Source organism: Polaromonas sp. AET17H-212 (assembly GCF_002379085.1).
GTDB lineage: Bacteria > Pseudomonadota > Gammaproteobacteria > Burkholderiales > Burkholderiaceae_C > Polaromonas.
This window is the reverse complement of record NZ_NBZW01000009.1, coordinates 16600-39898: the sequence shown is the minus strand read 5'-3', so window position 1 is coordinate 39898 and position 23299 is coordinate 16600. Positions and strand designations below refer to the sequence as shown.

Below are 23299 nucleotides of genomic sequence, written 5' to 3'. Positions count from 1 at the left end.
GAAAAACTATCGGGCAGGCAGCCTGCCCGACAAGGGTTACTTCGTTACGGCATCCTTGACGTTTTTGGCCGTTTCTTTGGTTGCCTCAAGCGCCTTGTCGGCAGCCTCCCGGGTGGCTTCCATGGCTTTTCGTGCGGCTTCCCGCGTGGCTTCGGCCGCTTTCTGCGCCGCCTCCTTGCCCGACTTGGCCGCTTTTTTGGCGGCTTCCCCGGCTTTCTGTGCAGATTCCTTAGTGGCTACGGCTGCTTTTTTAGCGGCTTCTTCTGCCTTCTGTGCAGCCTCTTTGGTGGCTGCGGTCGCTTTCTTGGTCGCTTCTGCGGTCTTCCGTACAGCCTTTTTGGCAGCTTCATCAGCGTCTCGCGCTGCCTGCCGGGCGGCTTCCGCAGTTTTCTGCGAGGCGTCACTGACTGCCTGTTCAGCCTTCTCTGCAGCCCGCTGGGCGGCTTCTGCGGCTTTGCGCGTTGCCTCTTTAGCTTCCTCGGCCGCTTTCTTCGCGCCTTCCTCCGCTTTCTGCAGCACGGACACCTTGGCCGCCTCGCCCGCCTTTGCTGCGGGTTCTCCCGCAGCCTGCGCACTTGCGCCCACCACCAATGCAGACAGGATCAACCATTTTTGCAGTTTCATCGCTTTTTCTCCTTGCAGTCATGGAGCAGGGACGTCTGCTCCACACGTTTGCCCTGGGCCGGGCGTTAATGTGATTTTTCCTCGTTGTTTATGCCAAGACCATTGCGCAGCAAGCCGACGACATGCCGCGCAATGGCTTCGGGGTCTTCGTGCTGTTGCTGGTAGCCCGGCAGGAAGCGCCGCACCGACTGGGTTTCAAAAGGGTAGATCACCAGACCGAACATCGAAACGACAAGAAGGTGGGCGTCATAGACCGGGGCGAGCTCACCGGCGAGCTTGTGCAGTGCGCTAAACAGGTCTCGAAAGACGCAGTCCACCAAGCTTTGCAGGCGCTGCTCATTGCTGTCCAGCAGCACCCATTGCATCAGGCGTCTGAAGTCCTTTTCCCTGGCGAGCATGCGCGTGAAGAGTGCGACGAACGCTTCGAGCCGATCCCAGGGGTTTTCTCCACCTTCCAGAAGGGACTTCAAGGGCCCCACTTTTTCTTCGAAGGCATGGCCGACCGCATCCAGATAGAGCTGCTCTTTGTCCGAAAAGTGGTGGTAGAGGGCGGCAGGCGTCACACCCACGGCAGCCGCGATATCACGCATCGAAACCCCGTCAAATCCGACCGTTGCGAAGAGCGGAACTGACAGCCCGAGGATCTCTTTGCGCGTATGCCTGAAAGCTGGCTTCGCCATTGGATATCACCTGTATTTTGTACGCTACTTAACGAACGTTCATTAAGCACCAGTTTTCATTATTCCGCAACGCGTTGGGAACACAAATTGAAGCGATGAATGGGTCGGTGCATTGGCGGTCAACGGATTCCGGCGTGAGGTTGCCAGCTATGCGGCAACAACTCGTCCGTCTGACCGGCTCGCTGGGTAGGCTGCAGGACAGCACGTCGGGAAGTCCCTGTGAACAGGTTGGCCGGACGGATGCTGACTATCGCGGCTTCTTGCGTATGAACAGCGCCATCACTGCATCGGTCAGGTCATCAAGCGAGGTTCCCTTCTTGGGGTCGAACCACTGTACTGACCGGTTCAGCGCGCCGAAGATCAAAAGGCGCGCCAGGGGCACCTCGGCTTGCAGGCAGCCGGCCGATGCCAGTTCCTGGAGCACAGGCGTCCACGCCGCTTCGTAATCGCCTTGCAGCTTTGCGATGACGCTGCGCTGCCGCGTCGTGAGAGAGCGCGACTCGTAGAGCACTGCCTGCATGAAATCGCTGTTCGATCCCAGCAGCGTGTGGAAATGCGAACGGATCAATTGCCGCAGTGTGGTCGCAGCGTCATGTTCGGCAAGCAGCACGATCATCTGGCGCGCCAGCGCGCTGCGCATGCCTTCCTGCATCACTTCATACAACAGCGCATCCTTGCTTTTGAAGTGACAAAACAGTGATCCGGAATGCATGCCTGCGGCGCAGGCGATGGCACGCGTGCTCGTTCCGTTAAAGCCGTTGCGTCGAAACAGTTTGGCCGCGGCCTTGACGATATCTTGACGGCGGTTGCCTTCATTTCGCTCTTGCGGCGTCTTGCGTGGGCGGCCTCGCGGCCGCTTGGCTGCTGCGAAAGTGGGGAGGGAGCGCGCGGCACACATCATCAGCGAACGAGTAGCGACGCCTGCCAATGGTGCCGGTTCGCAAGCTCAGGCCACCCCGAAAACGGCGGCCGGCGGCCTCGACCGTGTTGCGAACCTCGGTCCGGGTGGTCGGTGCCGGGGATGACGGCCATCGGCTCAGTACGACTTCGGCAAGCCCAGCACATGTTCGCCGATGTAGTTGAGCAGCATCTCGTTGTTGATCGGCGCGATTTCCAGCAGGCGGACCATGGGCCACAGCGTAATGATGTCGTAGTCGCGGTCAAAGCCGTAGCCGCCGTGGGTTTGCAGCGCGGCCTCGACGGCGGCCACCGCCGCTTGCGAGCCCAGCAGCTTGGCCATGTTGGCGTGGGCGCCGGCATCCTCGCCGGCGTCGAAGCGCTCGGCGGCGTTGTAGGTCATCAGGCGCGCTGCCTCGATCTGCGCCTTGGCCTGCGCCATGCGGTGCTGCAGTGCCTGGTAGGAGCCGATCGGCTTGCCGAAGGGCTTGCGCTCCTTCGAATAGGCCACCGCCTTGGCCAGCGCATAGTCGCCCAGGCCGATGGCGGCTCCGGCGGCCAGCAGGCGCTCCGAGTTCAGGCCTTCGAACATCAGCTTGGCGCCCTTGCCGGCTTCGCCGATCAGCGCGTCGGCGGGCAGCTTGACGTTGTCAAAGAACACCATGTACTGGCGCTCGGCAGTTTCGACCTGGATGTTGAGTTGCGCCAGCTGGATGCCGGGCGTTTTCATGTCGAGCACGAACAGCGAGATGCCGTCGGTGCGGTGCTTTACCTCGCCTGCCTTGGTGGTGCGTGCGATCACCAGCATGTAGTCGGCATCGCGCGCGCCGGAAATGAAGACCTTCTGGCCATTGAGCATCCAGCCATCGCCGTCCGGTGTGGCCAGCGTGGTCATGGCAAAGCTGTTGGTGCCGGCATTGGGTTCGGTGATGGCGAAGCACAGCTTCTTCTCGCCGGTACAGGTGGGCGTGACGTATTTCTTGATTTGCTCGGGCGTGCCGTGGCGCATGATCGGCACCCGGCCCAGCCCGGTGACGACCAGGAACAGTGTGGGCACGCCGGCCAAAGCGAGCGCCTCGTTGAGCGCGGTGATCTCCAGCACGCCGCCGCCGGAGCCGCCGTACTCTTCCGGGACGGACAGGCCGAGCAGGCCGAACTCGCCGAGCTTTTGCCACAGCTCATCGGGGAAGCGGTCTTCCTTGATGCACTGGAGGATGTAGCTGCGCGGGTACAGGGTGGTGACGCCGCGGGCGGCTTCCTGCACGTCGCGGATGCGCTCGCGCAGGCTTGCGGAAGCGGTGTTGGCAATGGCGGTGGTGGCTGGGGTGCTCATGGTGGGTGTCTCCGTCTTGGGTTGTTGATGGGCGTTTGTCAAAGCGCCAGGTCGGCTGGAATCGGGACTGGAAAATCGAGCAGCATCTGGGCAAAGGCTTTGCCCTGCGAGTCCATGCGAACCGAAGCGATGCCGCCGCCGCCCAGGGCTTCGTGCATCAGAAAGTTCAGCGCGTGCGTGCCGGGCAAATCGAATCGCCGCACGCTGCCCTTGACCAGGTGGGCGAACCAGGCCGCCACCGCCTGCTCGGTCAGGGCGGCGCGGATGAAGGGCAGGTAGTCGGGTTGGCGCGCGAGGATGCCGATGTTGGCGGCGTCGCCCTTGTCGCCGCTGCGGCCCCAAGCCAGCTTGACCAGCGGCACGGTGCGCGTGCCGCGCGCAAAGGCGTCGGCGGCGGGCAGGGGGCCGCCGACCTGGGGCAGGGTTGCCGGATCAAACGTCTGGCCGTTCAACTGGGGTGCTGCCACGGTCTGCTCGCCCATGTCGATGCTGGCGGCCACCCGCGTCTTGGGCACCAGGCAGGAGAACAGCCGAACCACCGGCTGCACTTTGGGCCGGCCGCCGGTGAAACCGGTGATGGCCGGGGCCGACATCAGCGCCATGGGCGCCACCTCGCGCGAAAACAGTTCGAGCGCATCCCTGACTGGATGGCGCACGCCCACTTTGAGCATCACCTCGCGCGCATCGGGCCGCGCATGGGGGCCGTAGGTGTCTTCGGCGCCGATGGCCTCGACACAGGTTTCGGTGAAGTCGGGCCAGCCGCGCTGCGCATAGTGGCGCCGCATGCGCGCCAGCATGGCGGCGCCGACGCGCTGCGCCTTGGCGCCGGCATCGATGCCGCCGATCATGAACAGGCTCATGGCCCGAAAGCCGTCGGCGTAGGTGATGCTGGCCTTGGCCTGGTCGGTCGGCGGCAGGCCGCGCGCGCCCTTGACCTCGACGCGGTTCGGGCCGACTTGCGTCAGCGTCACGCCGGTGAAGTCGCACACCACGTCGGGCAGGATGTAGGCGCGCGGGTCGCCGATCTCGTACAGCATCTGCTCGCCCACGGTCGAGGGGCAGACCAGCCCGCCGGTGCCTTCGGGCTTGGTGATCACGAAGCTGCCGTCGGCGCGGCACTCGGCGATGGGAAAGCCCATGTCGTCCCAGCCCGGCACCGTGTCCCAGTCGGTGTAGTTGCCGCCGGTGGCCTGCGTGCCGCACTCGATCAGGTGGCCGGCCAGGCTGCCAAGCGCCAGGCGGTCGTGGTCGGCGACGGTCCAGCCAAAGGCATGGATCAGCGGCGCCAGCGTGACCGCGCTGTCGACGCAGCGGCCGGTGACCACGATGTCGGCGCCGGCATCGAGCGCGGCCGCAATCGGGAAGGCGCCGAGGTAGGCGTTGGCGCTCATCACTTTGGCGGGGAAGGGGCTGCTGGAGAACATCTCCCGGGTGCCGGCGGCGCGCAGCGCGTCCACCTGTGGCATCAGGTCGTCGCCCAGCACGGCGGCGATTTTCAGGTCGACGCCTTCGGCCAGCGCTGCCGCCACCAGCGCGGCGCGGCAGGCGGACGGGTTGACGCCGCCGGCATTGGCAATGACCTTGATGCCGCGTGATTTGATCTCCTTCATCAGGGGCTGGAGGGTGGTCACGAAATCCGGTGCATAGCCCAGTGCCGGATCCTTGGCCTTGGCGCGGCTGAGCAGCGACATGGTGATTTCGGCCAGGTAGTCGAACACCAGGACGTCGATGTTGCCGCGCTGCACCAGTTGGGCGGCGGCGAACTCGCTGTCGCCCCAGAAGCCCGAGGCGCTGCCGATGCGAAGGGTGCTTTGTTTCATGTTTGTCTCCTTTTGTGGGGGGAAGCCTGGATCGCGGGTTCAGGCGGACACGGTGCTGCGCGGCCAGAACACGCGCCAGATGCCCTTGGCCGTGGCGCAGACTGTGCCATTGGCATCCAGGAACTCCCCTTCGGCAAATGCCGTCGTGCGGCTGATGCGCACCACATTGCCGCGCGCCTCGAAGCTATCGCCCATGGCGGCGTTGAGGAAGGTGATGTCGAGGTTGATCGTGAACTGGCGCAGCTCGAAGGGGTCAATGTCGGCCGCCTCGGGCATGGCCAGCAGCGAGGAGATGATGGCCCAGCCAAGCGCGCCGTCAAACATATAAGAGATGACGCCGCCATTGAGCACGGTGTCCGAACCGCCGCCGCCGCGTTGGGTGGGGAGGGCTTTAGGCAGTCGCACAATAGCCCGGCCTACGGCTGTTTCTTCAACTTCCAGCCCTTGCGCCTTCAGAAAGGGGCTATCGTTCCAGCTTTGCTTGCAGGCGGCGATGCGGTCAAGGTGGGGGGCGTTGGTATTCAAATTGGGCTCCTGTGGGTTTTTAAAAAAGCGCATGGGATTCAAAACATCGCCAGTTGCTCGACGCGTTGCACATGGGCCGCCAATGATCGGCGTGCCATTGGCCAGAGCGCCGCGGGGGTGTCGTCATAGGCCAGAGGTAGCCAGTCGTCCAGGCCGCCTTGCGGGACGGCGCGCATGGCCGCCAGCACCCTGGCCTCGCGCCGCAGGCGGTGCGCCTTGAGCTGCGCAATGGACTGCGCCGCCCAGCCGATGACGTGGCCGTGCGCCGGCAGGATGAATTCGATACCGTCCTTTTCGCAGGCCTGCGCCAGGCGGTCCAGCGAATCGAGGTAGGCGCTCATGTCGCCGTCGGGCGGGTCGATGATGGTGGTACTGCCGCTGAGGATGTGGTCGCCCGAGAACAGCAGACCGTCTTCTTCGAGGATGAGGCAGAGGTGGTTGGCGGCGTGCCCCGGTGTGTGCAGCACGCGCAGGGTGCTGGTGTGCTCGCCATCGTGCAGCGTCAGGCGCTCGCCGTCGGCCAGAGCGCGGTCGGGGGTGAACTGCGCCGTGGCGCGGGCCGTGGCGGCCGAGGCCAGGCCCAGCACCGGTGGTGTCTGGCCCGTCAGGCGGGCGCAGGCCTGGGCCAGCGGCTGCGCGGCGGGGGAGTGGTCCGGGTGCGAGTGGGTGCAGACGATGGCCTTGACCCTGCCCGCCGTGAACGCCAGCAGGCGTTCGATATGGTCGTTCAGCAAGGGGCCCGGATCAATGACGATGTAACCACTGGCCGCGTCGCCCACGATGTAGCTGTTGGTGCCGGGGCCGGTCATGACGCTGGCGTTGGGGGCGGTGAGGCGATGCAGGTGCCGCAACAGGGGCACCGGCCGCTCGTGCTGCCAGTCCAGCGCATGCTCCAGTTGTCCGGACGGGCACACCAGCGCGAGTTCGGCGTAGGGCAGGTCCTGTTCCATGAAGCGCTGCGCCTGTCCGCTCACCATGCCGCCACGGGGGCAGGAGTTCCACAGTGGTTCGTCGTCGGTGCAGGCAGCCAGGGCCTGCTCGGCCTGCTCGAATTCCGCCAGCCAGTGCAGGGTGCGGATGGTGGGAAAGATCATGAAAAAATTGCCGGCCTGGTGCTGCGTCAGCGCATCCTCGGGCCTGACCCAGACGGGCTCGAACTGTTCCTTCTCGTCGGCCACGGGCTCTTGCTGGGCCGGCATCATGGCGGCGAAGAAGGCGGTGTCGAAACGCTTGGGCACGCTGCGGTCGGTGGTCCAGCAGGCCAGCATGCGCACCCGATCAACCGAAAGCGACCAGCCCCGACTGTGCAGTTGCGGGTACAGGGCCTGGCCGCGGTCGAGCTCCTGCAGGTGGCTGTGGGTGACGGGGCTGCCGTCGGCCTGCACCGCCAGCAGGAGGCCCAGCTCTTCAAAGGTTTCGCGCAGGGCAGCGAGTGCCGCCGTGCGGTAGCGTCCGCCCGCGCCGGGTGCGCGCGCCAGCGGGTGGGCCTGGTGGTCGTCGGCGTCCACTCGCCCGCCGGGAAACACATAGGCGCCGGGTAAAAAGCTGGCTGTCGGCGATCGCCGGGTCATCAAAACTTCAACCCCTTGCGCGCCATCGCGTAGCAGTAACAGGGTGGCCGCCGGGTGCGCCACGGCTGGTTCTTTATGGGGGTGCAGTTGCAGGGTGGAGCGGGCCATGGCGGTGTTCCTTGGGCGGGGGTGGATGGGCTCTACGCGCTGGCCGAATGGGTGCGCAACAAGGCATCGAGCGTGCTTTCCAGGTGGGCCAGCGAATTGCATTCGCGCGCGATGTGGCAATAGGGCGCGTAGCGCTTCATTTCCGAGTCGCCCAAACCCCAGAACGAGGTCGGTTCGGGGTTGAGCCAGATCACCCGGCGCGCGCGCTCATAAAGCTGCTTCATGACCTCGACATGCGCCTCGCCGCGGTTGTTGCGCGCGTCGCCCAGGATCAGCACCGTGGTGCGGCGGTCGATGTCGCCCAGCAATTGTTCTTCAATATCGAGCAGGGTCTGCCCGTAGTCGGTGCCGCTGCCGCCCACCGCCTGCATCACTTTGTCGACCGCTTGTTCGACCGGCAGCGACTCGAAGGTGTCGCTCACCTCGACCAGGTGGTTGGTGAAGGCGAAGCTGCGCAGGTCGCTCACCTGCTCGCCCAGGCTGTGCAGGAACAGCAGCAAAAAGCGCGCGTACTGGCGTACCGAGCCGCTGACATCGCAAATGGCCACCACGCGCGGACGGTCCACCACTTTGGAGCGCCAGAAGGTCTCGAACATCACGCCGTCGTAGGCCGCGTTCTTGCGCAGGGTCTTGCGGAAGTCGAGCTGGCCGCGCACCCGTTTTTTCTTGCGCCGCGAGTGGCGATCGGCCAGCCGCTTGGCGATCTTGCTGACGATGACGTGCATGCGCGCGAAATCGCGTTTTTCGATGTTGGAGAGCTTTTGCGATTGCAGGAAATCGTCGTGCAACTGGCGCGTCGGTGCCGTGCCGTAGAGCGCGAGTTTGCGTTCGACGAAATTGCGCACCTCCACGAACAATTTCTTGCGCACCCGTTCGAGTTCGCGAGCGCGCTCGGGCGCCAACGTCTGGCGTTTGGTGTCGGAAATTTCGCGGTCCAGCAATTCCAGGCCCATGGCCTTCTGGATCTTCTGGGTGTAGTAGCCTTTTTGCGTGAAGAACCAGATGTCGGTCAGGCCGACCTCGCGCGCGGCTTCCTGCATGCGCTTGGCCAGCGCGGCCGAATCGCCCGCCAGCAGCAATTGCGACAAGGCCTGGCCACCGCTGCCCTGGCAGCCGCCCGGCCCGCCGGAGCCGGTGGCCGTCGGGTCTTTGGGGCTTTGCTCGGGCAGGTCTTGCGCTGGTGTGGCGTCGGCGCCGGGGTTGGAAGCGTGCTTGGTCGGGCGGCCTTGCGCGGTCATGTTCTCAAAAGAGCTGAAACGGAAGAAGCGGTCAAAGGACTCGTCGAACAGGACGCGATCCGGGGTGGTTTTCGCCAGTGTCGTGCCCAGCGCGCTTTTCAGGAGGGTGCGGTCGCGCCAGCCCACCAGTTCCACGGCGCGCGCCGCATCGATCTGGGCGTTCAGGCTGATCTCGAGGTCGCTGCCGCGCAGCGCCTTGAAAAAGTCTTCAAGCGTGGCTTGCACGGGGAATCTCCGCATCCTTGCGCGCTTGCTGCAGCAGGGCCGACAGTTGCTCGCTGGCCGAGGCAATGTCCTGCTCAAACTTGAGGAAGACGTTGAGCGTGCCCTTCACCATGTCCAGGCTCAGGTGTTCGGCGTGCAGCAGCAGCAGCGTTTTGGCCCAGTCGATGGTCTCGCTGACCGAGGGCTGCTTTTTCAGGTCCATCTGGCGCACCGCCTGAATGAAGGCCACCAGCTCGCGGTTCAGGGTTGCCGACAAGCCGGGCACGCGGCGCTCCAGAATGCGCCGCTCCAGCTTCGCCTCGGGGAAGGGAATGTGCAAATGCAGGCAGCGGCGCTTGAGCGCGTCGCTCATCTCGCGCGTGTTGTTGCTGGTGAGGAAGACGATGGGCTTGACCTTGGCCTTGATGGTGCCGAGTTCGGGCACCGAGACCTGGAAGTCCGACAGCACTTCGAGCAGGAACGCCTCGAATTCGGGATCGGACTTGTCAACCTCGTCCACCAGCAGCACGCAGCCGCGCTCCTGGTGCAAGGCCTGGTAGAGCGGGCGCGGCTCCAGAAAATGTTCGGAGAAGAACAGGTCGTCGTGTGCATGCAGCCGTTCGATCGAGGCCGCCAAGCCGACCGCGCCTTGCATCATCTCGCCCAGCTTGTCCTTGAGCAGTTGCGTGTACAGCAGTTGCTTGCCGTATTTCCACTCGTACAGGGCCTTGGACTCGTCCAGGCCCTCGTAGCACTGCATGCGGATCAGGGGCACGTCGAGGATCTCGGCCATGCCCTTGGCCAGTTCGGTTTTGCCGACGCCGGCCGGGCCTTCGACCAGGATCGGCTTTTCCAGGTTGAAGCCCAGGTAGACCGAGGTGGCGATTTCGCGGCTGGCAATGTAGTCGACCGCAGCCAGGCGCTGCGCCAGGCCATCAATGGAATCAAAGTGGGTTTGGTAAAGTGTTTTCATCGGTTTCCTTGGGTGAGCAGCATTTTTTCGCCGGCTTGAAGTTGTCGGGAGTCGGCGATGCCGCGGGCTATGCCCAGCACCAGGCGCAGGTCGCGCGCCAGGGTGAGCAGGGCCGGTTCATGGTCGTCCAGGGCCGCGGCAAAGGATTCACAGGCGCCTTGCCAGCGATCAAACAGGCGGCGCGCGCCCAGATTGAACGCCGCCAGTGCCTCGTCCGGCCCGTGCTGGTCCAGGTGCTGGGCAGCATGTCGGACCACGGGTGACAGGGCATCGAGTTCGAGTTGCAGGGCGCCCAGGTCACGCGTCAAAGCCGGCGTGCGGGCTGCATTGCGGAACCAGCGTGCCAGGGCATCCAGCTCGGCTTGCATGGCGCCGAGCATAGCCCCCAGCAGCAGCGCGTCTTCGATCGCGCGCAGCGGCCGCGCGATGGTGTCGAAGGCCTGCCCCGGCGCGCCCAGGCGCTGGCTGTCCGGCACCCGGCAGCCGACCAGGCGCAGGCCGCAATGGCCGAGCGGCGCCAGTCCGCGCACTTTGTCGTCCAGTTCGCGGGTCAGACCCGGTGTGTTGGCCTCAACGACGAACGCATCGAAGCGCTTGCGCCCCTGGTGCTCGCCGCTGACGGCCAGCACGATGATGGCATCGGCGGCCGGGCCGTTGCTGACGAAGGCCTTGTGGCCGTCTAAGAGCCAGTCGTCGCCGTCCCGAACCGCCCGGCAGCTCAGGTGTTTGGGATGCGCGCCGGTGCCGGGCTCGGAGATCGCGAGTGCCAGCAGTGTGTCGCCGACCGTCATTGATTGCAGCAGGGCACGATGCCGGTCGCTGCGCAGATTCGGCGCCAGCACGAAGCGCCCCAGCATCTGCTGCATCATCCACGCCATGCCGAGGCCCAGGCTGGCGGATTCCCGGGCGACGATTTCGGCCACAGCGCTGACCCGCACGGCGTCCGTGACGGGCGGCCCGCCGTCGCTGTCGAACCCCACACCGAGCAGGCCGCTGGCGCCGAGATGACGCCACCAGGCACGGGGGAAGCCGTGCGCGCAGTCAGGCGCTGGCGCGTCCGACAAGGCCAGGCGCATGGCCTCGGGCAGCGCCGAAGGCGGCATGTGCTGTGTGGGTGAGGTGGTGGACTTCATCGAGGGCTTCCGGCGTAAAACCCGAGCTGGCGCGCCGCCAGGTCGCGCATCACCTCTTCGGCGCCGCCACCAATGGCGTTGACCTTGACCTCGCGGTAAATGCGTTCCACCTTGACACCGCGCATGAAGCCGGCGCCGCCGTGCAGTTGCACCGCCTCGCTAGCGCAATAGGCCATGGTCTGGGTGGCCTGGTTCTTCAGCAGGCAGATTTCGCCCACTGGCGTGTCGCCCTGTTCGACGCGCCAGGCCAGCAATTCCAGCATGGCCTGGGTCGCCTCGACGCGCATGGCCATGTCGGCGAGTTTGTGGCGGGTGACCTGCTGGTCGATCAACTTGCCGCCAAACATCTCGCGTTCACGCGACCAGGCCAGCGCTTCGTCCAGGCAGACACGGGCAAAACCGTTGGCACCGGCGGCGAGGAAGATGCGCTCGCGGTTGAAGTTCTTCATGATGGCCTTGAAGCCCTGGTTTTCCACCCCCACCAGGTTCTCCACCGGCACGCGGCAATTGTCGAAATACAGGGCGGCGGTGTCGGAGCACCACCAGCCCATTTTTCTCAAAGGCGTTTGCGTAAAGCCGGGCGTGCCTTTCTCGATCAGCAGCAGCGACACGCCGCCTGGCCCCGGCCCGCCAGTGCGCACCGCCACGGTGTAGAAGTCGGCGCGCATGCCGGAGGTGATGAATGTTTTCGAGCCGTTGACGACGTAGTGGTCGCCATCCCGGCGCGCCGTGGTCTTGAGGTTGGCCACGTCCGAGCCGCCGGAGGGTTCGGTGATGCCGAGCGCGCTGATCTTCTCGCCCCGCAGCACCGGCGGCAAGACGCGATGCTTGAGCGCCTCGTTGCCCACATTGACGATGGGCGGACAGCCGATGGTGTGCGACAGCAGACTCGCCAGGACACCGCCAGCACCGCAACGCGCAAGTTCCTGCGCGGCGATGATGGTCATGAACAGGTCGCCGTCGTTGCCACCATGGCTTTCGGGGAAGCCCAAGCCAAGCAGGCCGATCTCGGCTGCCTTGCGGTACAACTCGACAGGAAAGGACTCGGCTTCGTCCCAGGCGTCAACATGCGGGCTGATTTCTCTGGCGACGAAGCGGCGCATCGCATCGCGGAACGCCAGGTGCTCGGGCGTATAGAAGGGGCTCTTGGCAGGCAGGGTTTCGGCTGGCATGGGTATTACTCCTCGTGGGTATGGCGTGTGTCGTGCGTGCAGGGCGACGTGCGCATCAATCAGGCTGCTCGACCAGTGACACCAACAATGCGCGCGTGGCAACCTGGTCGCCAGCGCGCACCGCAACCTGGTCCACCACGCCATCGCGACGGGCCAGCAGTTGATGCTCCATCTTCATGGCTTCGAGCACCGCCAGGCGTTGCCCCTTGGTGACCGTGTCGCCATTTTGGACGTCAACTGCCAGCACCCGTCCATTCATGGGTGCGAGCACGCGTGACTCCGCGCTTCCTGCAGCCGCGGCCGGCGGGGCATAGGTCAAGTCTTCAAAGCTGGCGCTCAGGTCGCCCAGTTCCAGGTGCAACACGCCGCCGGCAAACACCGCCGCCGCGTGCTGCTGCACGCCATCGGCGATCAGGCGCAGGCACTCGCCTTCGCGCCCGCTGAGGGTGATGTGGTGCAGCGCCGCGCCCACTTCGAGCGTGTAGCTGTGGGTTCCTGTGACCGTGATGTGCACGGCATGGCGGTGTTCGCCCTCGCCGATCAGCATCGGCCAGCGTGCCGGTCCGCTGGAGCGCCAGGGCGCGGCTGCGACCGGCGTGGCGCTGGCTTCGAACCACAGCGTGCTGGCCAGCGCCAACGCCAACGAATCGGGTTGGGGCCGCACCAGCGCCGCACTGTCGAAGTGCTGGGCGATGAAGGCAGTGGTCGTTTCGCCAGCGGCGAAGGCCGGGTGGCTGGCCACGGCTTCGAGGAAGGCACGGTTGTGGGGTAGGCCGAGCAGGCGGGTGCGTTGCAGCGCTCCGATCAGGCGTCGTCGGGCCTCGTCGCGGGTCGCGCCGTGCGCAATGATCTTGGCGATCATGGGGTCGTAGTGCGGGCTGACGGTCTGACCTGATGTCAGTCCATGATCAACGCGCACGCCCTCGCCCGTGGGCGGGCGCCAGAGCGCAACATCGCCACTTTGCGGCAGGAAGCCCGCGTACGGGTCTTCGGCATACAGGCGCACTTCGATAGCGTGCCCGTTCAATTGCACTTGCTCCTGAGTCAGCGGCAAGGGCTCGCCACGGGCCACGGCGATCTGCCACGCCACCAGGTCCAGACCGGTGATGCACTCGGTCACCGGGTGTTCGACCTGCAGCCGTGTGTTCATCTCCAGAAAGTAGAAACGCCCTTCGCGGTCAAGTAAAAACTCGACCGTGCCGGCGCCGACGTAGTTCACGGTGCGCGCCGCCGCCACCGCCGCCGCACCCATTTGCGCGCGCAGCTCGGGCGTGACCGCCGGGGAGGGCGCTTCTTCGAACACCTTCTGGTGCCGACGCTGGATCGAGCAGTCGCGCTCGCCCAGGTGGATGATGTGGCCGTGCCGGTCGCCGAAGACCTGGATTTCGACGTGGCGCGGTTCGATCACCGCGCGTTCGAGAATCAGCTCTTCGCTGCCGAAGGCATTGCCTGCTTCCGAACGGGCACTGACCAGCGCGGAGGGCAAGTCCTGCGGCTGTTCGACCAGCCGCATGCCGCGTCCGCCGCCGCCCGCGGCAGCCTTGACCATGATCGGGAAACCGATGTCGCGCGCCTGCGCGACCAGTGTGGCGTCGGATTGGTCCGCGCCCTGGTAGCCCGGCACGCAGGGCACACCCGCGGCCAGCATCAAGCGCTTGGCGCCGGCCTTGTTGCCCATTTTCAGGATGGCCTGCGGGTCCGGGCCGATGAACACCAGCCCGGCGTCGAGGCAAGCCTGCGCAAAGGCGTCGTTCTCGGACAGGAAGCCGTAGCCGGGGTGGACCGCATCGGCGCCCGTGCTGCGCGCCGCCGCCAGCAGCGCCGCGACATTGAGGTAGCTCTCACGCACCGGCGCCGGGCCGATGCACACGGCTTCGTCGGCCATGGTGACATGCAGCGCTTGAGCATCGGCTTCGCTGTAAACGGCCACCGTGCGGTAGCCCAGCGCCTGGGCCGTGCGGATGATCCGGCAGGCGATTTCGCCGCGGTTGGCAATCAGAATTTTTGTGAAGTTCATCAGGGTTCTCACATCCGTGCCACGCCAAAGGTGTTCGAGTTCAGAGGCCGCAACCCGGCTTCGCGACACACCGCCAGGGTGGTGGCGAGCGCGCGGCGGGTGTCGCGCGGGTCGATGATGCCGTCGTCCCACAGGCGCGCGGTGGCAAACAGCGAATGCGATTCGAGGTCAAAACGCGCCAGGATCTCGCTCTTCATGGTGGCCATGGTTTCGGCCGATGGTTCCTGTCCGGTCTTGGCCATTTTTTCCTCGGTCACGATGCGCATCACGGTGGCGGCCTGTTCGCCGCCCATCACCGCCACCCGCGCGTTGGGCCAGGCGAACATGAAGCGCGGGTCGTAGGCGCGGCCGCACATGCCGTAGTTGCCGGCGCCGAAGGAGGCGCCGGTCATCACGGTGATCTGCGGCACGGTGGCATTGGCCACGGCCTGGATCATCTTGGCGCCGTGCTTGATCATGCCGACCTGTTCGACGTCCTTGCCGACCATGAAGCCGGTGGTGTTCTGCAGATAGACGATCGGGGTGCCAGACTGGCAGCACAGTTGGATGAACTGGGTCGCCTTGGTGGCGCCTTGCGGATCGATGGGCCCGTTGTTGCCGATGAAGCCGCAAGGGTGTCCCTCGATGGCGCCATGGCCGCACACGGTACTGGAGCCGTACAGCGATTTGAATTCGAGGAAGTCGGAGTCGTCGATCACCCGCGCCAGCACTTCGCGCATGTCGTAGGGCTGGCGGAAGTCAACCGGCACCACGCCCGCCAGTTGCTCGACCGGATAACGCGGCTCTTTCCAGGTCTTCACCGCTCGCATCGGCAAGCGGTCGTTCCACGGCAGCCGCGCCAGGATGTCGCGTGCGATGCGGATGCCGTCGGCATCGTCCTCGGCCAGGTACTCGGCCACGCCCGACATCGAGCAGTGCATCTCGGCGCCGCCCAGCTCTTCGCCGGTGGCGATCTCGCCGGTGGCGGCCTTGAGCAAGGGCGGGCCGGCCAGGAAAGCCTTGGCGCGGCCGCGCACCATGATCACATAGTCGGACATGCCCGGCAGGTAGGCGCCGCCGGCGGTCGAGTGGCCGTGCATCACGCAGACCTGCGGAATGCCCCTGGCCGATAGCCGTGCCTGGTTGGCGAAGCCGCGGCCGCCGTCAATGAACACCTCGCCCACATGCATCAGGTTGGCGCCGCCGGACTCGACCAGTCGCACCACCGGCAGTTTGTTCTCCAGTGCGATGGCTTCGGCGCGCAGGCTCTTGCGCAGGCCCATCGGCGTGATGGTGCCGCCCTTGATCGCGCTGTCCGACGCGATCACCACGCAGCGGATGCCCGACACCACCCCGATGCCGCAGATGATCCCGCCCCCCAGCACGTTCTTCTCGCCGTCGTCGTCGTGCATCCTGAAACCGGCCAGGGTCGAGAACTCCAGCCACGGCGAGCCGCGGTCGAGCAGCAGCGCGATGCGCTCGCGCGGCAGCAGCTGTTTGCGGGCGCGGAACTTGGCTTCCTGGCTGTTCGACGTGTTGCGCACACGGTCTTCGAGCGTGCGGAAACTGTCGATCAGCGCGAGCATCTGTGCGCGCTCGCGCTGGAAGCTCTCTGACTGCGGGTCGACTTGACTTTGAATGGCGGGCATGGGCGGTTCTCGCTGAAAGGTCGCAGTGAACGAATGTGGTAACAGGCCTGCTTACAGGTCGTAAAAACGCTCACCATGGTCGGCCATGCGGCGCAGCAGTTGCGGCGGCGCGAAGCGCGCACCGTGCCGCTCTGCCAGGCTCTCGCAGGCTTTGACAAAGGCGGACACCCCCAGGCTGTGGATCTGGCCGATCGGGCCACCCAGGTAGGCTGGGAAGCCCCAGCCCAGGATCGCGCCGACATCAGCATCGATCGGTGCCAGCAGAACTTTCTCTTCGAGGCAGCGTGCGGTCTCAAGCGACTGGATGAACATCAGGCGCTGCTTGACCTCTTCGACTGTGGGTTGCGTGGCTGACAGCGGGAACTCCTGCGCCAGGCCCGGCCAGAGCTGCTTGGGGCCGTCTTGCGGGTAGTCGTAGAAGCCCTGGCCGGTCTTTTTACCCAGCCGCCCCAATTTGTCCACCATGCGGTCGCAAACGTCGTCGATGGCGCTGCGCTGGTAGGCCGCGCCGAGGTCGGCGGCGGTTTGTTTGCGGATGCGCGCCATCAGTTCGAGCGAGACTTCGTCGGCCAGCGCCAGCGGCCCCACCGGCATGCCGGTCATGCGCCCGGCGTTGTCGATCAGGGCCGGCTTCACGCCTTCGGCCAGCAGCGCCAGGCCTTCGCCGACGTAGGTGGAGAACACGCGGCTGGTGTAGAAGCCGCGGCTGTCATTGACGACGATGGGCGTTTTGCGGATCGCCTTGACGAAGTCCATGGCGCGGGCCAGGCATTCGTCACTGGTAGCCTGGCCGCGAATGATCTCGACCAGCGGCATCTTGTCGACTGGCGAGAAGAAATGCAGGCCGATGAAGTTGGCCGGACGCGCCGAGGCCTCGGCCAGCCCGCTGATCGGCAGGGTGGAGGTATTGGAGGCGAAGATGGCGCTGCTGGCAATCACCGCTTCGGCCTTGCGCGTCACGTCGGCCTTGATGGCACGGTCTTCAAACACCGCTTCGACCACGATGTCACAGCCTGCCAGGTCGGCAAAGTCGGTGGTCGGTTTGATCAGCGCGAGCTTGGCATCACGCTCGGCCTCGGTCAGGCGCTTGGCCCCAACGCGTTTGTTCCACAGGCCTTCGCTGTAGGCCTTGCCCCTGGCCGCGCCGTCGGTGCTGCTGTCGAGCAGCACCACGTCCATGCCGCCCTCCGCGGCGGCGAAGGCAATGCCCGCGCCCATCATGCCGGCCCCCAGAATGCCGACCTTGCGGTAGCTGGCCTTGGGCACGCCCTTAGGCCGCGAGGCCAGCTTGCTGGCGGCGGTGATGCCGAAGAACAGCGAGCGGATCATGTTCTTGGATTCGACCCCCGTCGCCAGCTTCGCGAATTCACGCATTTCGACTTTGCAGCCGGTGTCGATGTCGACCTGGCAGCCGTTGTAGACGCAGTTCAAGATCGCCTCAGGTGCGGGATAGTTGCCAAAGGTTTTGGCGCGCAGCATGGCGTTGCCTGCGGTGAAGGTTTCGTAGCCGGCGGGGCTTTGCACAGCGCCTCCGGGAAGTTTGAAACCCTTCTGGTCCCATGGCCTGGTGGCGTTCTTGGCACCGTCGCCGAGTAACCACTCCTTGGCACGAGAGAGCAATTCATCGGCCGGGACGACCTCGTCAACCAGGCCGGCTTCCAGTGCCTTTTTGGGTGCGAGTTTCTTACCTTCCAGCAGGAAGGGCAGGGCGTTGCGCACGCCGATCACGCGTGGCAGCCTTTGCGTGCCACCCCCGCCTGGTAGCAAGCCGAGCGTGACTTCGGGCAGCCCGATGAGTGCTTTGGGATTGTCGGCGGCGATGCGCCGATGGCAGGCCAGCGCAATTTCATAGCCGCCGCCCAGCGCTGTGCCATTCATGGCCGCCACGTATGGCTTGCCGCCCGTTTCGATGCCGCGCAGCAGACTGTGTAACGACGACACAAAATCCAGCATGCCAGCGGCATCTTGGAGCGCCAGCACCATGTTGAGGTCAGCGCCGGCAATGAAGTCCGCCTTCGCCGAGGTGACGATCACGCCCTTGACGGCGGAATCCGCCTGGGCACGCTTCACGGCGTCGGCGAAGGCAGGAATCGATTGTTGGTTGAGGACGTTCATGGGCACGTCCTGCATGGCCCAAGTGATGGTGGCGATGCCGTCGGCATCAAGCTTGTAGTCAATCGTCATGGTGGTGGTCCAGGTCTGTGATGAGGTTCGCGTCGTGCCGGGGCTTCAGACGCGCTCGATGATGGTGGCGGTGCCCATGCCGGCGCCCACGCACAGCGTGATCAGGCCGGTGGACAGGTTGCGCCGCTCGAGTTCGTCGAGCAGGGTGCCCAGAATCATGGCGCCGGTCGCGCCCAGGGGGTGCCCCATCGCGATGGCCCCGCCGTTGACGTTCATCTTGTCGTGCGAGACCTTCATCACTTCCATGAAACGCAGCACGACCGAGGCGAAGGCTTCGTTCAATTCATAGAGGTCGATGTCGCTGGCCTTCATGCCGGCGAGCTTGAGCGCCTTTTCCGCCGAGTAGGAGGGGCCGGTCAGCATGATGGTGGGCTCGCTGCCGATGGAGGCGAACGAGCGGATGCGGGCACGGGCTTTCAGGCCCAGCTGTTTACCGACCTCGGCGTTGCCGATCAGCACCGCAGCCGCACCGTCAACAATGCCCGACGAATTGCCAGCGTGGTGCACGTGCACCATGCGCTCCAGCTCCGGATAACGCTGGATGGCCACCGCGTCGAAACCGTATTTTTCGCCCTGCACCTTGAACGCAGGCTCCAGCTTGGCCAGCGACTCCAGCGTGGTTTCGGCGCGCATGTGTTCGTCGCGCTCAAGTACGAGGCAACCGCTCACGTCCTTGACTGGAACGATCGACTTGGCGAAGCGGCCCTCGGCCCAGGCGAGCGCAGCGCGGCGCTGGCTTTCGACCGCGTAGCTGTCGACGTCGCTGCGGCTGTGGCCGTATAGGGTGGCAATCAGGTCGGCCGAAATGCCCTGCGGCACGAAATAGGTCGGAATCGCCACTGCTGGGTCAATCGCCCAGGCGCCGCCGCTGGTGCCCATGGGCACACGGCTCATGCTCTCCACGCCGCCGCCGATGACCAGTGGCGACTGGCCCGACATCACTTTGGCGGCGGCCATGTTGCAGGCCTCGAGCCCCGAGGCGCAAAAGCGATTGACCTGCACGCCGGCCACGCTCTCGTGGTACCCGGCGGCGATGGCCGCAACGCGCGCGATGTCGGCGCCTTGCTCGCCGGCGGGTTCGACGCAGCCGAGGATGATGTCGTCCACGAAGGCGGTGTCCAGGGTGTTGCGGTCGCGCAGTGCCTGCAGCGCCGTGATGGCCAAGCTGATGGGCGTGGTGCCGTGCAGCGCACCCGAGCTGCGGCCCTTGCCGCGCGGCGTGCGCACGGCGTCGTAAATGAATGCGTCGGTCATGGTGGGTTTCCTTCTTTTTGAATCTGTGGAAGCGATAGGCAAGAGGGCGAAAAGCGGCTGGCGGCGGGTGCTACAGCGTACGGCTGATGATTTCCTTCATGATTTCGTTGGCGCCACCGTAGATGCGCGCGACGCGCGCATCCGCATAGGCGCGGGCAATCGGGTACTCCCACATGTAGCCGAAGCCGCCGAACATCTGCAGGCATTGGTCGATCACCTTGCAGTGCAGGTCGGTGGTCCAGTACTTGGCCATCGCGGCGGTGGCAGCATCAAGCTGACCGTCCATCAGCAGGCCGAGCAGGCGGTCGACAAAGACCTGTGCGATCTGCACCTCGGTCTTCATTTCGGCGAGCTTGAAGCGGTTGTGCTGGAAGTCAATCACGCGCTGGCCGAAGGCCTTGCGATCCTTGGTGTAGGCCAGCGTCCATTCGAGCGCGGCCTCGGCGCCCGCCACCGCGCCGATGGCGATCTGCATGCGCTCCCAGGCCAGTTCCTGCATCAGCAGGAAAAAGCCCTTGCCCTCGCCGCCAAGGATGTTGCTGACCGGCACGCGCACGTCGTCGAAGAAGAGTTCCGAGGTGTCCTGCGCCTTCATGCCGATCTTTTCGAGGTTGCGCCCGCGCGTGAAACCGGGACGATCGGTCTCGACCAGCACCAGCGAGGTGCCCTTGGCGCCTTGCGTCGGGTCGGTCTTGACGACAACGATCACCAGGTCGGCGTTTTGGCCGTTGGTGATGAAGGTCTTTTGACCATTGATCACCAGTTGGTCCCCGTCACGGACCGCACTGGTGCGCACGTTTTGCAGGTCGCTGCCCGCGCCCGGCTCGGTCATGGCGATGGCGCCAATCACCTCGCCGGTGGCCATCTTCGGCAGCCAGCTGCGCTTTTGCTCCTCGGTGCCGTAGGCCAGGATGTAGGGCGCCACGATGTCGGAGTGCAGGCCGAAGCCGAGCCCGCTCGTGCCGGCGCGCGAGACTTCTTCAATCAGCACGGCACTGTGCAGGCGCGTGCCGCCACCGCCGCCGTAGGCTTCGGGAATGGCTGGACACAGCAAGCCCGCGGCGCCGGCCTTGCGCCAGACGGCGCGCGGCACGATGCCATCGGTTTCCCAGCCGGCGTGATGGGGGATGACTTCTTCTTCCAGAAAGCGGCGGGCCTGGTCCCGGAAGAGTTCGTGTTCTTCACCGAAGATGGTGCGGTTGAGCATGGGTCTGTCCTTGAAGTCCGATTGACACTGGCATGGCCGACGGCCGCGAAGAGTCGCTCGTCCACGCGGGAAGGCGCCGGAAGCGCCCAACACGCGATGGACAAAGCCATCAACCAAACGCTTGTTAGATGGTATAGTATATGGCATGATAGAGCAGCGAAGCAACCCACTCCCGCGCAGAGATGCGATCCTGGCGACCGCGGCGAGCCGGTTCCGGCGCCAGGGCTTCGAGCGCACTTCGGTGCGCGAGATTGCCCAGGCCATGGGCATGACTTCGGGCTCGCTCTTCTATCACTTCGCCACCAAGGAGGAGTTGCTGGTGGCGATCATGGAGGAGGGCGTTCGCGACATCATGCAGTCGGTGCGCGACGGGCTGGCCGGCCAGCCCCGGCTGCCCGAGCGGCTGTTGTCGATGGTGCGCAGCCACCTGAAGGCCTTGCTCGGTCCGCGGCTCGACGCCATGACCGTGCTGCTCTACGAGTGGCGCAGCCTGTCGCCGGACGCGCAGACCCGGGTGATGGCATCGCGCGACGCCTACGAGGCCTTGTGGATGGAGCCGATCAACGAGGCCGCGACTCTGGGCCTGGTCGACGCCGATGTCGTGCTGGTGCGCCAGACGGTGCTCGGTGCCCTCAATTGGACGGCGCAGTGGTACCGGCCAGGCGGGCGCCTGGACGTTGACGCGCTGGCGCAGCGCATGTACACGATGCTGTTTCCTCGTGTGGCCGCATCGGGAGTGAGCTAGGGTTAAGCGGAATGGCACTTACTTAAGGCGCGAATACCGAGAAACCTGTCCCCGGCGTTGAGCCGGGATGACAAACGGAAACGTGGATGACGCCTGAAGTTGTCATTGCGGGCTTGACCCGCAATCCATGCCTCGCGGGCCTGTGCGGTGGAACATGTGGCATGGATCCCGGCTCAAGGCCGGGATGACAGCCTTTTTGGCTTAAGTAAGTGCCATTCGGGTTAAGCGGACCGGATTTGCTCCGTTCTTACCATTTTTGAGTTGCCTATTTTTTAATCACATGGAGATGAAGTGAAGATATTGGTCGCCGTCAAGCGGGTGCTGGACTACAACGTCAAGGCCCGCGTCAAGTCCGACGGTTCGGGAGTCGATCTCGCGAACCAGAAGTTGTCCATGAACCCGTTCGACGAGATCGCCTGCGAAGAAGCAGTCCGTCTCAGGGAGGCCGGTGTCGCCTCGGAAGTGATCGTCGTGTCCTGCGGCCCAAGCGCTTGCCAGGAGACGCTGCGCAGTGCGATGGCCATCGGCGCCGATCGCGCCGTGCTGATCGAAGCCGACGCCGGGCTCGAACCGCTGGCGGTGGCCAAACTGATGCAGCACGTGGCCACCAAAGAAGGCGTGCAGTTCGCCATCTTCGGCAAGCAGGCCATTGATGACGACGCCGGCCAGACCGGCCAGATGTTTGGCGCGCTGATGGGCTGGGCCCAGGCCAGCTTCGCCTCCAGGGTGCAGATCAGCGGCGACACCGCCACCATCACGCGCGAGATCGACGGCGGCCTGGAAACCCTGGCCATGAAGCTGCCGGCCGTGATCACGACCGACCTGCGCCTGAACGAGCCGCGCTTCATCACGCTGCCCAATATCATGAAGGCCAAGAAAAAGCCGATGGAGGTAATCAAGGCGGCCGAGCTCGGCATCGACATCGCGCCGCGCACCGTGACCCTGCACGTCAGCGAGCCGCCGACGCGCAAGGCCGGCATCAAGGTAGCCGACACGGCCGAACTCGTCAAACGACTCAAAGAAGAAGCGAAGGTGATCTGATGACAACCCTGATCATTGCGGAACACGACAACACCGTACTCAAAGCGGCAACGCTGAACACGATTGCTGCCGCCACGCGCATCGGCGGCGACATTCATGTGCTGGTGGCGGGTCGCAATTGCGCTGCCGTTGCCCAGGCTGCTGCAGCGGTCGCGGGCGTAGCCAAGGTGCTGCACGCCGACGCGGCGCACTACGAGGCCCATCTGGCCGAGAACCTGGCCGCGCTGGTGCAGTCACGCGTGCGCGCCGATGCCGGCTATACCCATGTACTGGCGCCGGCGACAGCCTTTGGCAAGAACGTGCTGCCGCGCGTGGCGGCCTTGCTGGACGCCTCCCAGGTGTCGGACGTGATCGCCATCGAGTCGCCCGACACCTTCTTGCGCCCGTTCTATGCCGGCAACGCGCTGGCCCGCGTGCAATCGAAGGATGCCATCAAGGTGCTGAGCATTCGCACCACCGCCTTCGACCCGGTCGGTGCGGGCGGCACGGCAGCGGTCGAGGCGCTGGACGCGGGCGCCGATCTCGGCTTGACCACCCTGGTCGGACGTGAGGTGGTGAAGCTGGAGCGCCCGGAACTCGCCGCCGCATCGGTCATCGTGTCGGGCGGACGCGGACTGGGCGCGGCCGACAAGTTTCATACCGTGCTGGAGCCGCTGGCCGACAAGCTCGGCGCGGCGATCGGCGCCTCGCGCGCCGCCGTCGACGCCGGCTACGCGCCCAACGACTACCAGGTCGGCCAGACCGGCAAGATCGTGGCGCCCCAGTTGTACGTGGCGGTCGGCATCTCGGGCGCCATCCAGCACCTGGCCGGCATGAAGGACAGCAAGGTAATCGTCGCCATCAACAAGGACGCCGAAGCGCCGATCTTTCAGGTGGCCGACTATGGTCTGGTGGCCGATCTGTTCACGGCCGTGCCGGAACTGGTGGCTGCTCTGTAGCAGGGTG

Annotated in this window: 19 protein-coding genes; 3 read left to right on the top strand and 16 right to left on the bottom strand. The window is 65.2% G+C overall.

Annotated features, from left to right (window positions below):
* Positions 1 to 36: 36 nt before the first annotated feature.
* The 16 genes from B7G53_RS09260 to B7G53_RS09185 all read right to left on the bottom strand — a co-directional run bounded on the left by B7G53_RS09260 (position 37) and on the right by B7G53_RS09185 (position 20568).
* On the bottom strand, positions 37 to 624 hold the full coding sequence (locus tag B7G53_RS09260; RefSeq protein ID WP_096666875.1) for a hypothetical protein: 588 nt from the start codon (positions 622 to 624) through the stop codon (positions 37 to 39).
* Positions 625 to 689: 65 nt separating this feature from the next.
* Positions 690 to 1304 carry a TetR/AcrR family transcriptional regulator gene (locus B7G53_RS09255; RefSeq protein ID WP_096666873.1) on the bottom strand — a complete coding sequence of 205 codons (615 nt, stop codon included), beginning with the start codon at positions 1302 to 1304 and terminating at the stop codon, positions 690 to 692.
* Between the two features lie 247 nt (positions 1305 to 1551).
* On the bottom strand, positions 1552 to 2232 hold the full coding sequence (locus B7G53_RS09250; protein WP_255249955.1) for a TetR/AcrR family transcriptional regulator: 681 nt from the start codon (positions 2230 to 2232) through the stop codon (positions 1552 to 1554).
* Positions 2233 to 2340: 108 nt separating this feature from the next.
* On the bottom strand, positions 2341 to 3534 hold the full coding sequence (locus B7G53_RS09245; protein ID WP_096666869.1) for an acyl-CoA dehydrogenase family protein: 1194 nt from the start codon (positions 3532 to 3534) through the stop codon (positions 2341 to 2343).
* Positions 3535 to 3572: 38 nt separating this feature from the next.
* Entirely contained in the window at positions 3573 to 5354 is a 1782-nt protein-coding gene (locus B7G53_RS09240) for an acyclic terpene utilization AtuA family protein (RefSeq protein ID WP_096666867.1), read from the bottom strand.
* Between the two features lie 39 nt (positions 5355 to 5393).
* Positions 5394 to 5912 (bottom strand): PaaI family thioesterase, encoded by a 519-nt coding sequence (locus tag B7G53_RS09235; protein WP_096666865.1) that lies wholly within the window; start codon positions 5910 to 5912, stop codon positions 5394 to 5396.
* Positions 5913 to 5917: 5 nt separating this feature from the next.
* Complete coding sequence (locus B7G53_RS09230; RefSeq protein WP_096666863.1) at positions 5918 to 7558, bottom strand: MBL fold metallo-hydrolase; 1641 nt, start codon at positions 7556 to 7558, stop codon at positions 5918 to 5920.
* A 32-nt stretch (positions 7559 to 7590) separates the two neighbouring features.
* Positions 7591 to 9021 (bottom strand): VWA domain-containing protein, encoded by a 1431-nt coding sequence (locus B7G53_RS09225; protein ID WP_176491323.1) that lies wholly within the window; start codon positions 9019 to 9021, stop codon positions 7591 to 7593.
* Complete coding sequence (locus B7G53_RS09220; RefSeq protein ID WP_096666859.1) at positions 9005 to 9973, bottom strand: AAA family ATPase; 969 nt, start codon at positions 9971 to 9973, stop codon at positions 9005 to 9007. Before B7G53_RS09220 ends, B7G53_RS09225 begins: the two co-directional genes overlap by 17 nt.
* Complete coding sequence (locus B7G53_RS09215; protein WP_096666858.1) at positions 9970 to 11106, bottom strand: acyl-CoA dehydrogenase family protein; 1137 nt, start codon at positions 11104 to 11106, stop codon at positions 9970 to 9972. Before B7G53_RS09215 ends, B7G53_RS09220 begins: the two co-directional genes overlap by 4 nt.
* A complete protein-coding gene (locus B7G53_RS09210) occupies positions 11103 to 12278 on the bottom strand; it encodes an acyl-CoA dehydrogenase family protein (protein WP_096666856.1) in 1176 nt (391 codons plus the stop codon). The genes B7G53_RS09215 and B7G53_RS09210 overlap by 4 nt, the downstream gene beginning before the upstream one ends.
* 55 nt (positions 12279 to 12333) lie before the next feature.
* Positions 12334 to 14295 (bottom strand): acetyl/propionyl/methylcrotonyl-CoA carboxylase subunit alpha, encoded by a 1962-nt coding sequence (locus tag B7G53_RS09205; RefSeq protein ID WP_096666854.1) that lies wholly within the window; start codon positions 14293 to 14295, stop codon positions 12334 to 12336.
* An 8-nt stretch (positions 14296 to 14303) separates the two neighbouring features.
* The gene (locus tag B7G53_RS09200) at positions 14304 to 15923 is read right to left on the bottom strand and encodes an acyl-CoA carboxylase subunit beta (RefSeq protein ID WP_096666852.1); all 1620 of its coding nucleotides are present in this window, start codon (positions 15921 to 15923) and stop codon (positions 14304 to 14306) included.
* A gap of 51 nt (positions 15924 to 15974) precedes the next feature.
* Positions 15975 to 18107, bottom strand: a complete 2133-nt coding sequence (locus B7G53_RS09195; RefSeq protein ID WP_096666850.1) for a 3-hydroxyacyl-CoA dehydrogenase NAD-binding domain-containing protein — start codon at positions 18105 to 18107, stop codon at positions 15975 to 15977.
* Between the two features lie 45 nt (positions 18108 to 18152).
* Entirely contained in the window at positions 18153 to 19361 is a 1209-nt protein-coding gene (locus B7G53_RS09190) for an acetyl-CoA C-acetyltransferase (RefSeq protein ID WP_096666849.1), read from the bottom strand.
* Between the two features lie 70 nt (positions 19362 to 19431).
* Entirely contained in the window at positions 19432 to 20568 is a 1137-nt protein-coding gene (locus B7G53_RS09185) for an acyl-CoA dehydrogenase family protein (protein WP_096666847.1), read from the bottom strand.
* A gap of 145 nt (positions 20569 to 20713) precedes the next feature.
* Here B7G53_RS09185 and B7G53_RS09180 point away from each other — a divergent pair, with 145 nt between their 5' ends.
* The 3 genes from B7G53_RS09180 (at position 20714) to B7G53_RS09170 (ending at position 23292) form a co-directional block, all read left to right on the top strand.
* Entirely contained in the window at positions 20714 to 21313 is a 600-nt protein-coding gene (locus tag B7G53_RS09180) for a TetR/AcrR family transcriptional regulator (protein ID WP_096666845.1), read from the top strand.
* Between the two features lie 291 nt (positions 21314 to 21604).
* On the top strand, positions 21605 to 22354 hold the full coding sequence (locus tag B7G53_RS09175; RefSeq protein ID WP_096666843.1) for an electron transfer flavoprotein subunit beta/FixA family protein: 750 nt from the start codon (positions 21605 to 21607) through the stop codon (positions 22352 to 22354).
* Positions 22354 to 23292 carry an electron transfer flavoprotein subunit alpha/FixB family protein gene (locus B7G53_RS09170; RefSeq protein WP_096666841.1) on the top strand — a complete coding sequence of 313 codons (939 nt, stop codon included), beginning with the start codon at positions 22354 to 22356 and terminating at the stop codon, positions 23290 to 23292. The genes B7G53_RS09175 and B7G53_RS09170 overlap by 1 nt, the downstream gene beginning before the upstream one ends.
* Positions 23293 to 23299 lie beyond the last annotated feature (7 nt).

What these genes read in the sequence shown, in the direction of transcription:
- B7G53_RS09260 (WP_096666875.1), bottom strand. Translation starts at nt 624, where the DNA reads ATGAAACTGCAAAAATGGTTGATCCTGTCTGCATTGGTGGTGGGCGCA.
- B7G53_RS09255 (WP_096666873.1), bottom strand. Translation starts at nt 1,304, where the DNA reads ATGGCGAAGCCAGCTTTCAGGCATACGCGCAAAGAGATCCTCGGGCTG.
- B7G53_RS09245 (WP_096666869.1), bottom strand. Translation starts at nt 3,534, where the DNA reads ATGAGCACCCCAGCCACCACCGCCATTGCCAACACCGCTTCCGCAAGC.
- B7G53_RS09240 (WP_096666867.1), bottom strand. Translation starts at nt 5,354, where the DNA reads ATGAAACAAAGCACCCTTCGCATCGGCAGCGCCTCGGGCTTCTGGGGC.
- B7G53_RS09235 (WP_096666865.1), bottom strand. Translation starts at nt 5,912, where the DNA reads ATGCGCTTTTTTAAAAACCCACAGGAGCCCAATTTGAATACCAACGCC.
- B7G53_RS09230 (WP_096666863.1), bottom strand. Translation starts at nt 7,558, where the DNA reads ATGGCCCGCTCCACCCTGCAACTGCACCCCCATAAAGAACCAGCCGTG.
- B7G53_RS09220 (WP_096666859.1), bottom strand. Translation starts at nt 9,973, where the DNA reads ATGAAAACACTTTACCAAACCCACTTTGATTCCATTGATGGCCTGGCG.
- B7G53_RS09215 (WP_096666858.1), bottom strand. Translation starts at nt 11,106, where the DNA reads ATGAAGTCCACCACCTCACCCACACAGCACATGCCGCCTTCGGCGCTG.
- B7G53_RS09210 (WP_096666856.1), bottom strand. Translation starts at nt 12,278, where the DNA reads ATGCCAGCCGAAACCCTGCCTGCCAAGAGCCCCTTCTATACGCCCGAG.
- B7G53_RS09205 (WP_096666854.1), bottom strand. Translation starts at nt 14,295, where the DNA reads ATGAACTTCACAAAAATTCTGATTGCCAACCGCGGCGAAATCGCCTGC.
- B7G53_RS09200 (WP_096666852.1), bottom strand. Translation starts at nt 15,923, where the DNA reads ATGCCCGCCATTCAAAGTCAAGTCGACCCGCAGTCAGAGAGCTTCCAG.
- B7G53_RS09195 (WP_096666850.1), bottom strand. Translation starts at nt 18,107, where the DNA reads ATGACGATTGACTACAAGCTTGATGCCGACGGCATCGCCACCATCACT.
- B7G53_RS09190 (WP_096666849.1), bottom strand. Translation starts at nt 19,361, where the DNA reads ATGACCGACGCATTCATTTACGACGCCGTGCGCACGCCGCGCGGCAAG.
- B7G53_RS09185 (WP_096666847.1), bottom strand. Translation starts at nt 20,568, where the DNA reads ATGCTCAACCGCACCATCTTCGGTGAAGAACACGAACTCTTCCGGGAC.
- B7G53_RS09180 (WP_096666845.1), top strand. Translation starts at nt 20,714, where the DNA reads ATGATAGAGCAGCGAAGCAACCCACTCCCGCGCAGAGATGCGATCCTG.
- B7G53_RS09170 (WP_096666841.1), top strand. Translation starts at nt 22,354, where the DNA reads ATGACAACCCTGATCATTGCGGAACACGACAACACCGTACTCAAAGCG.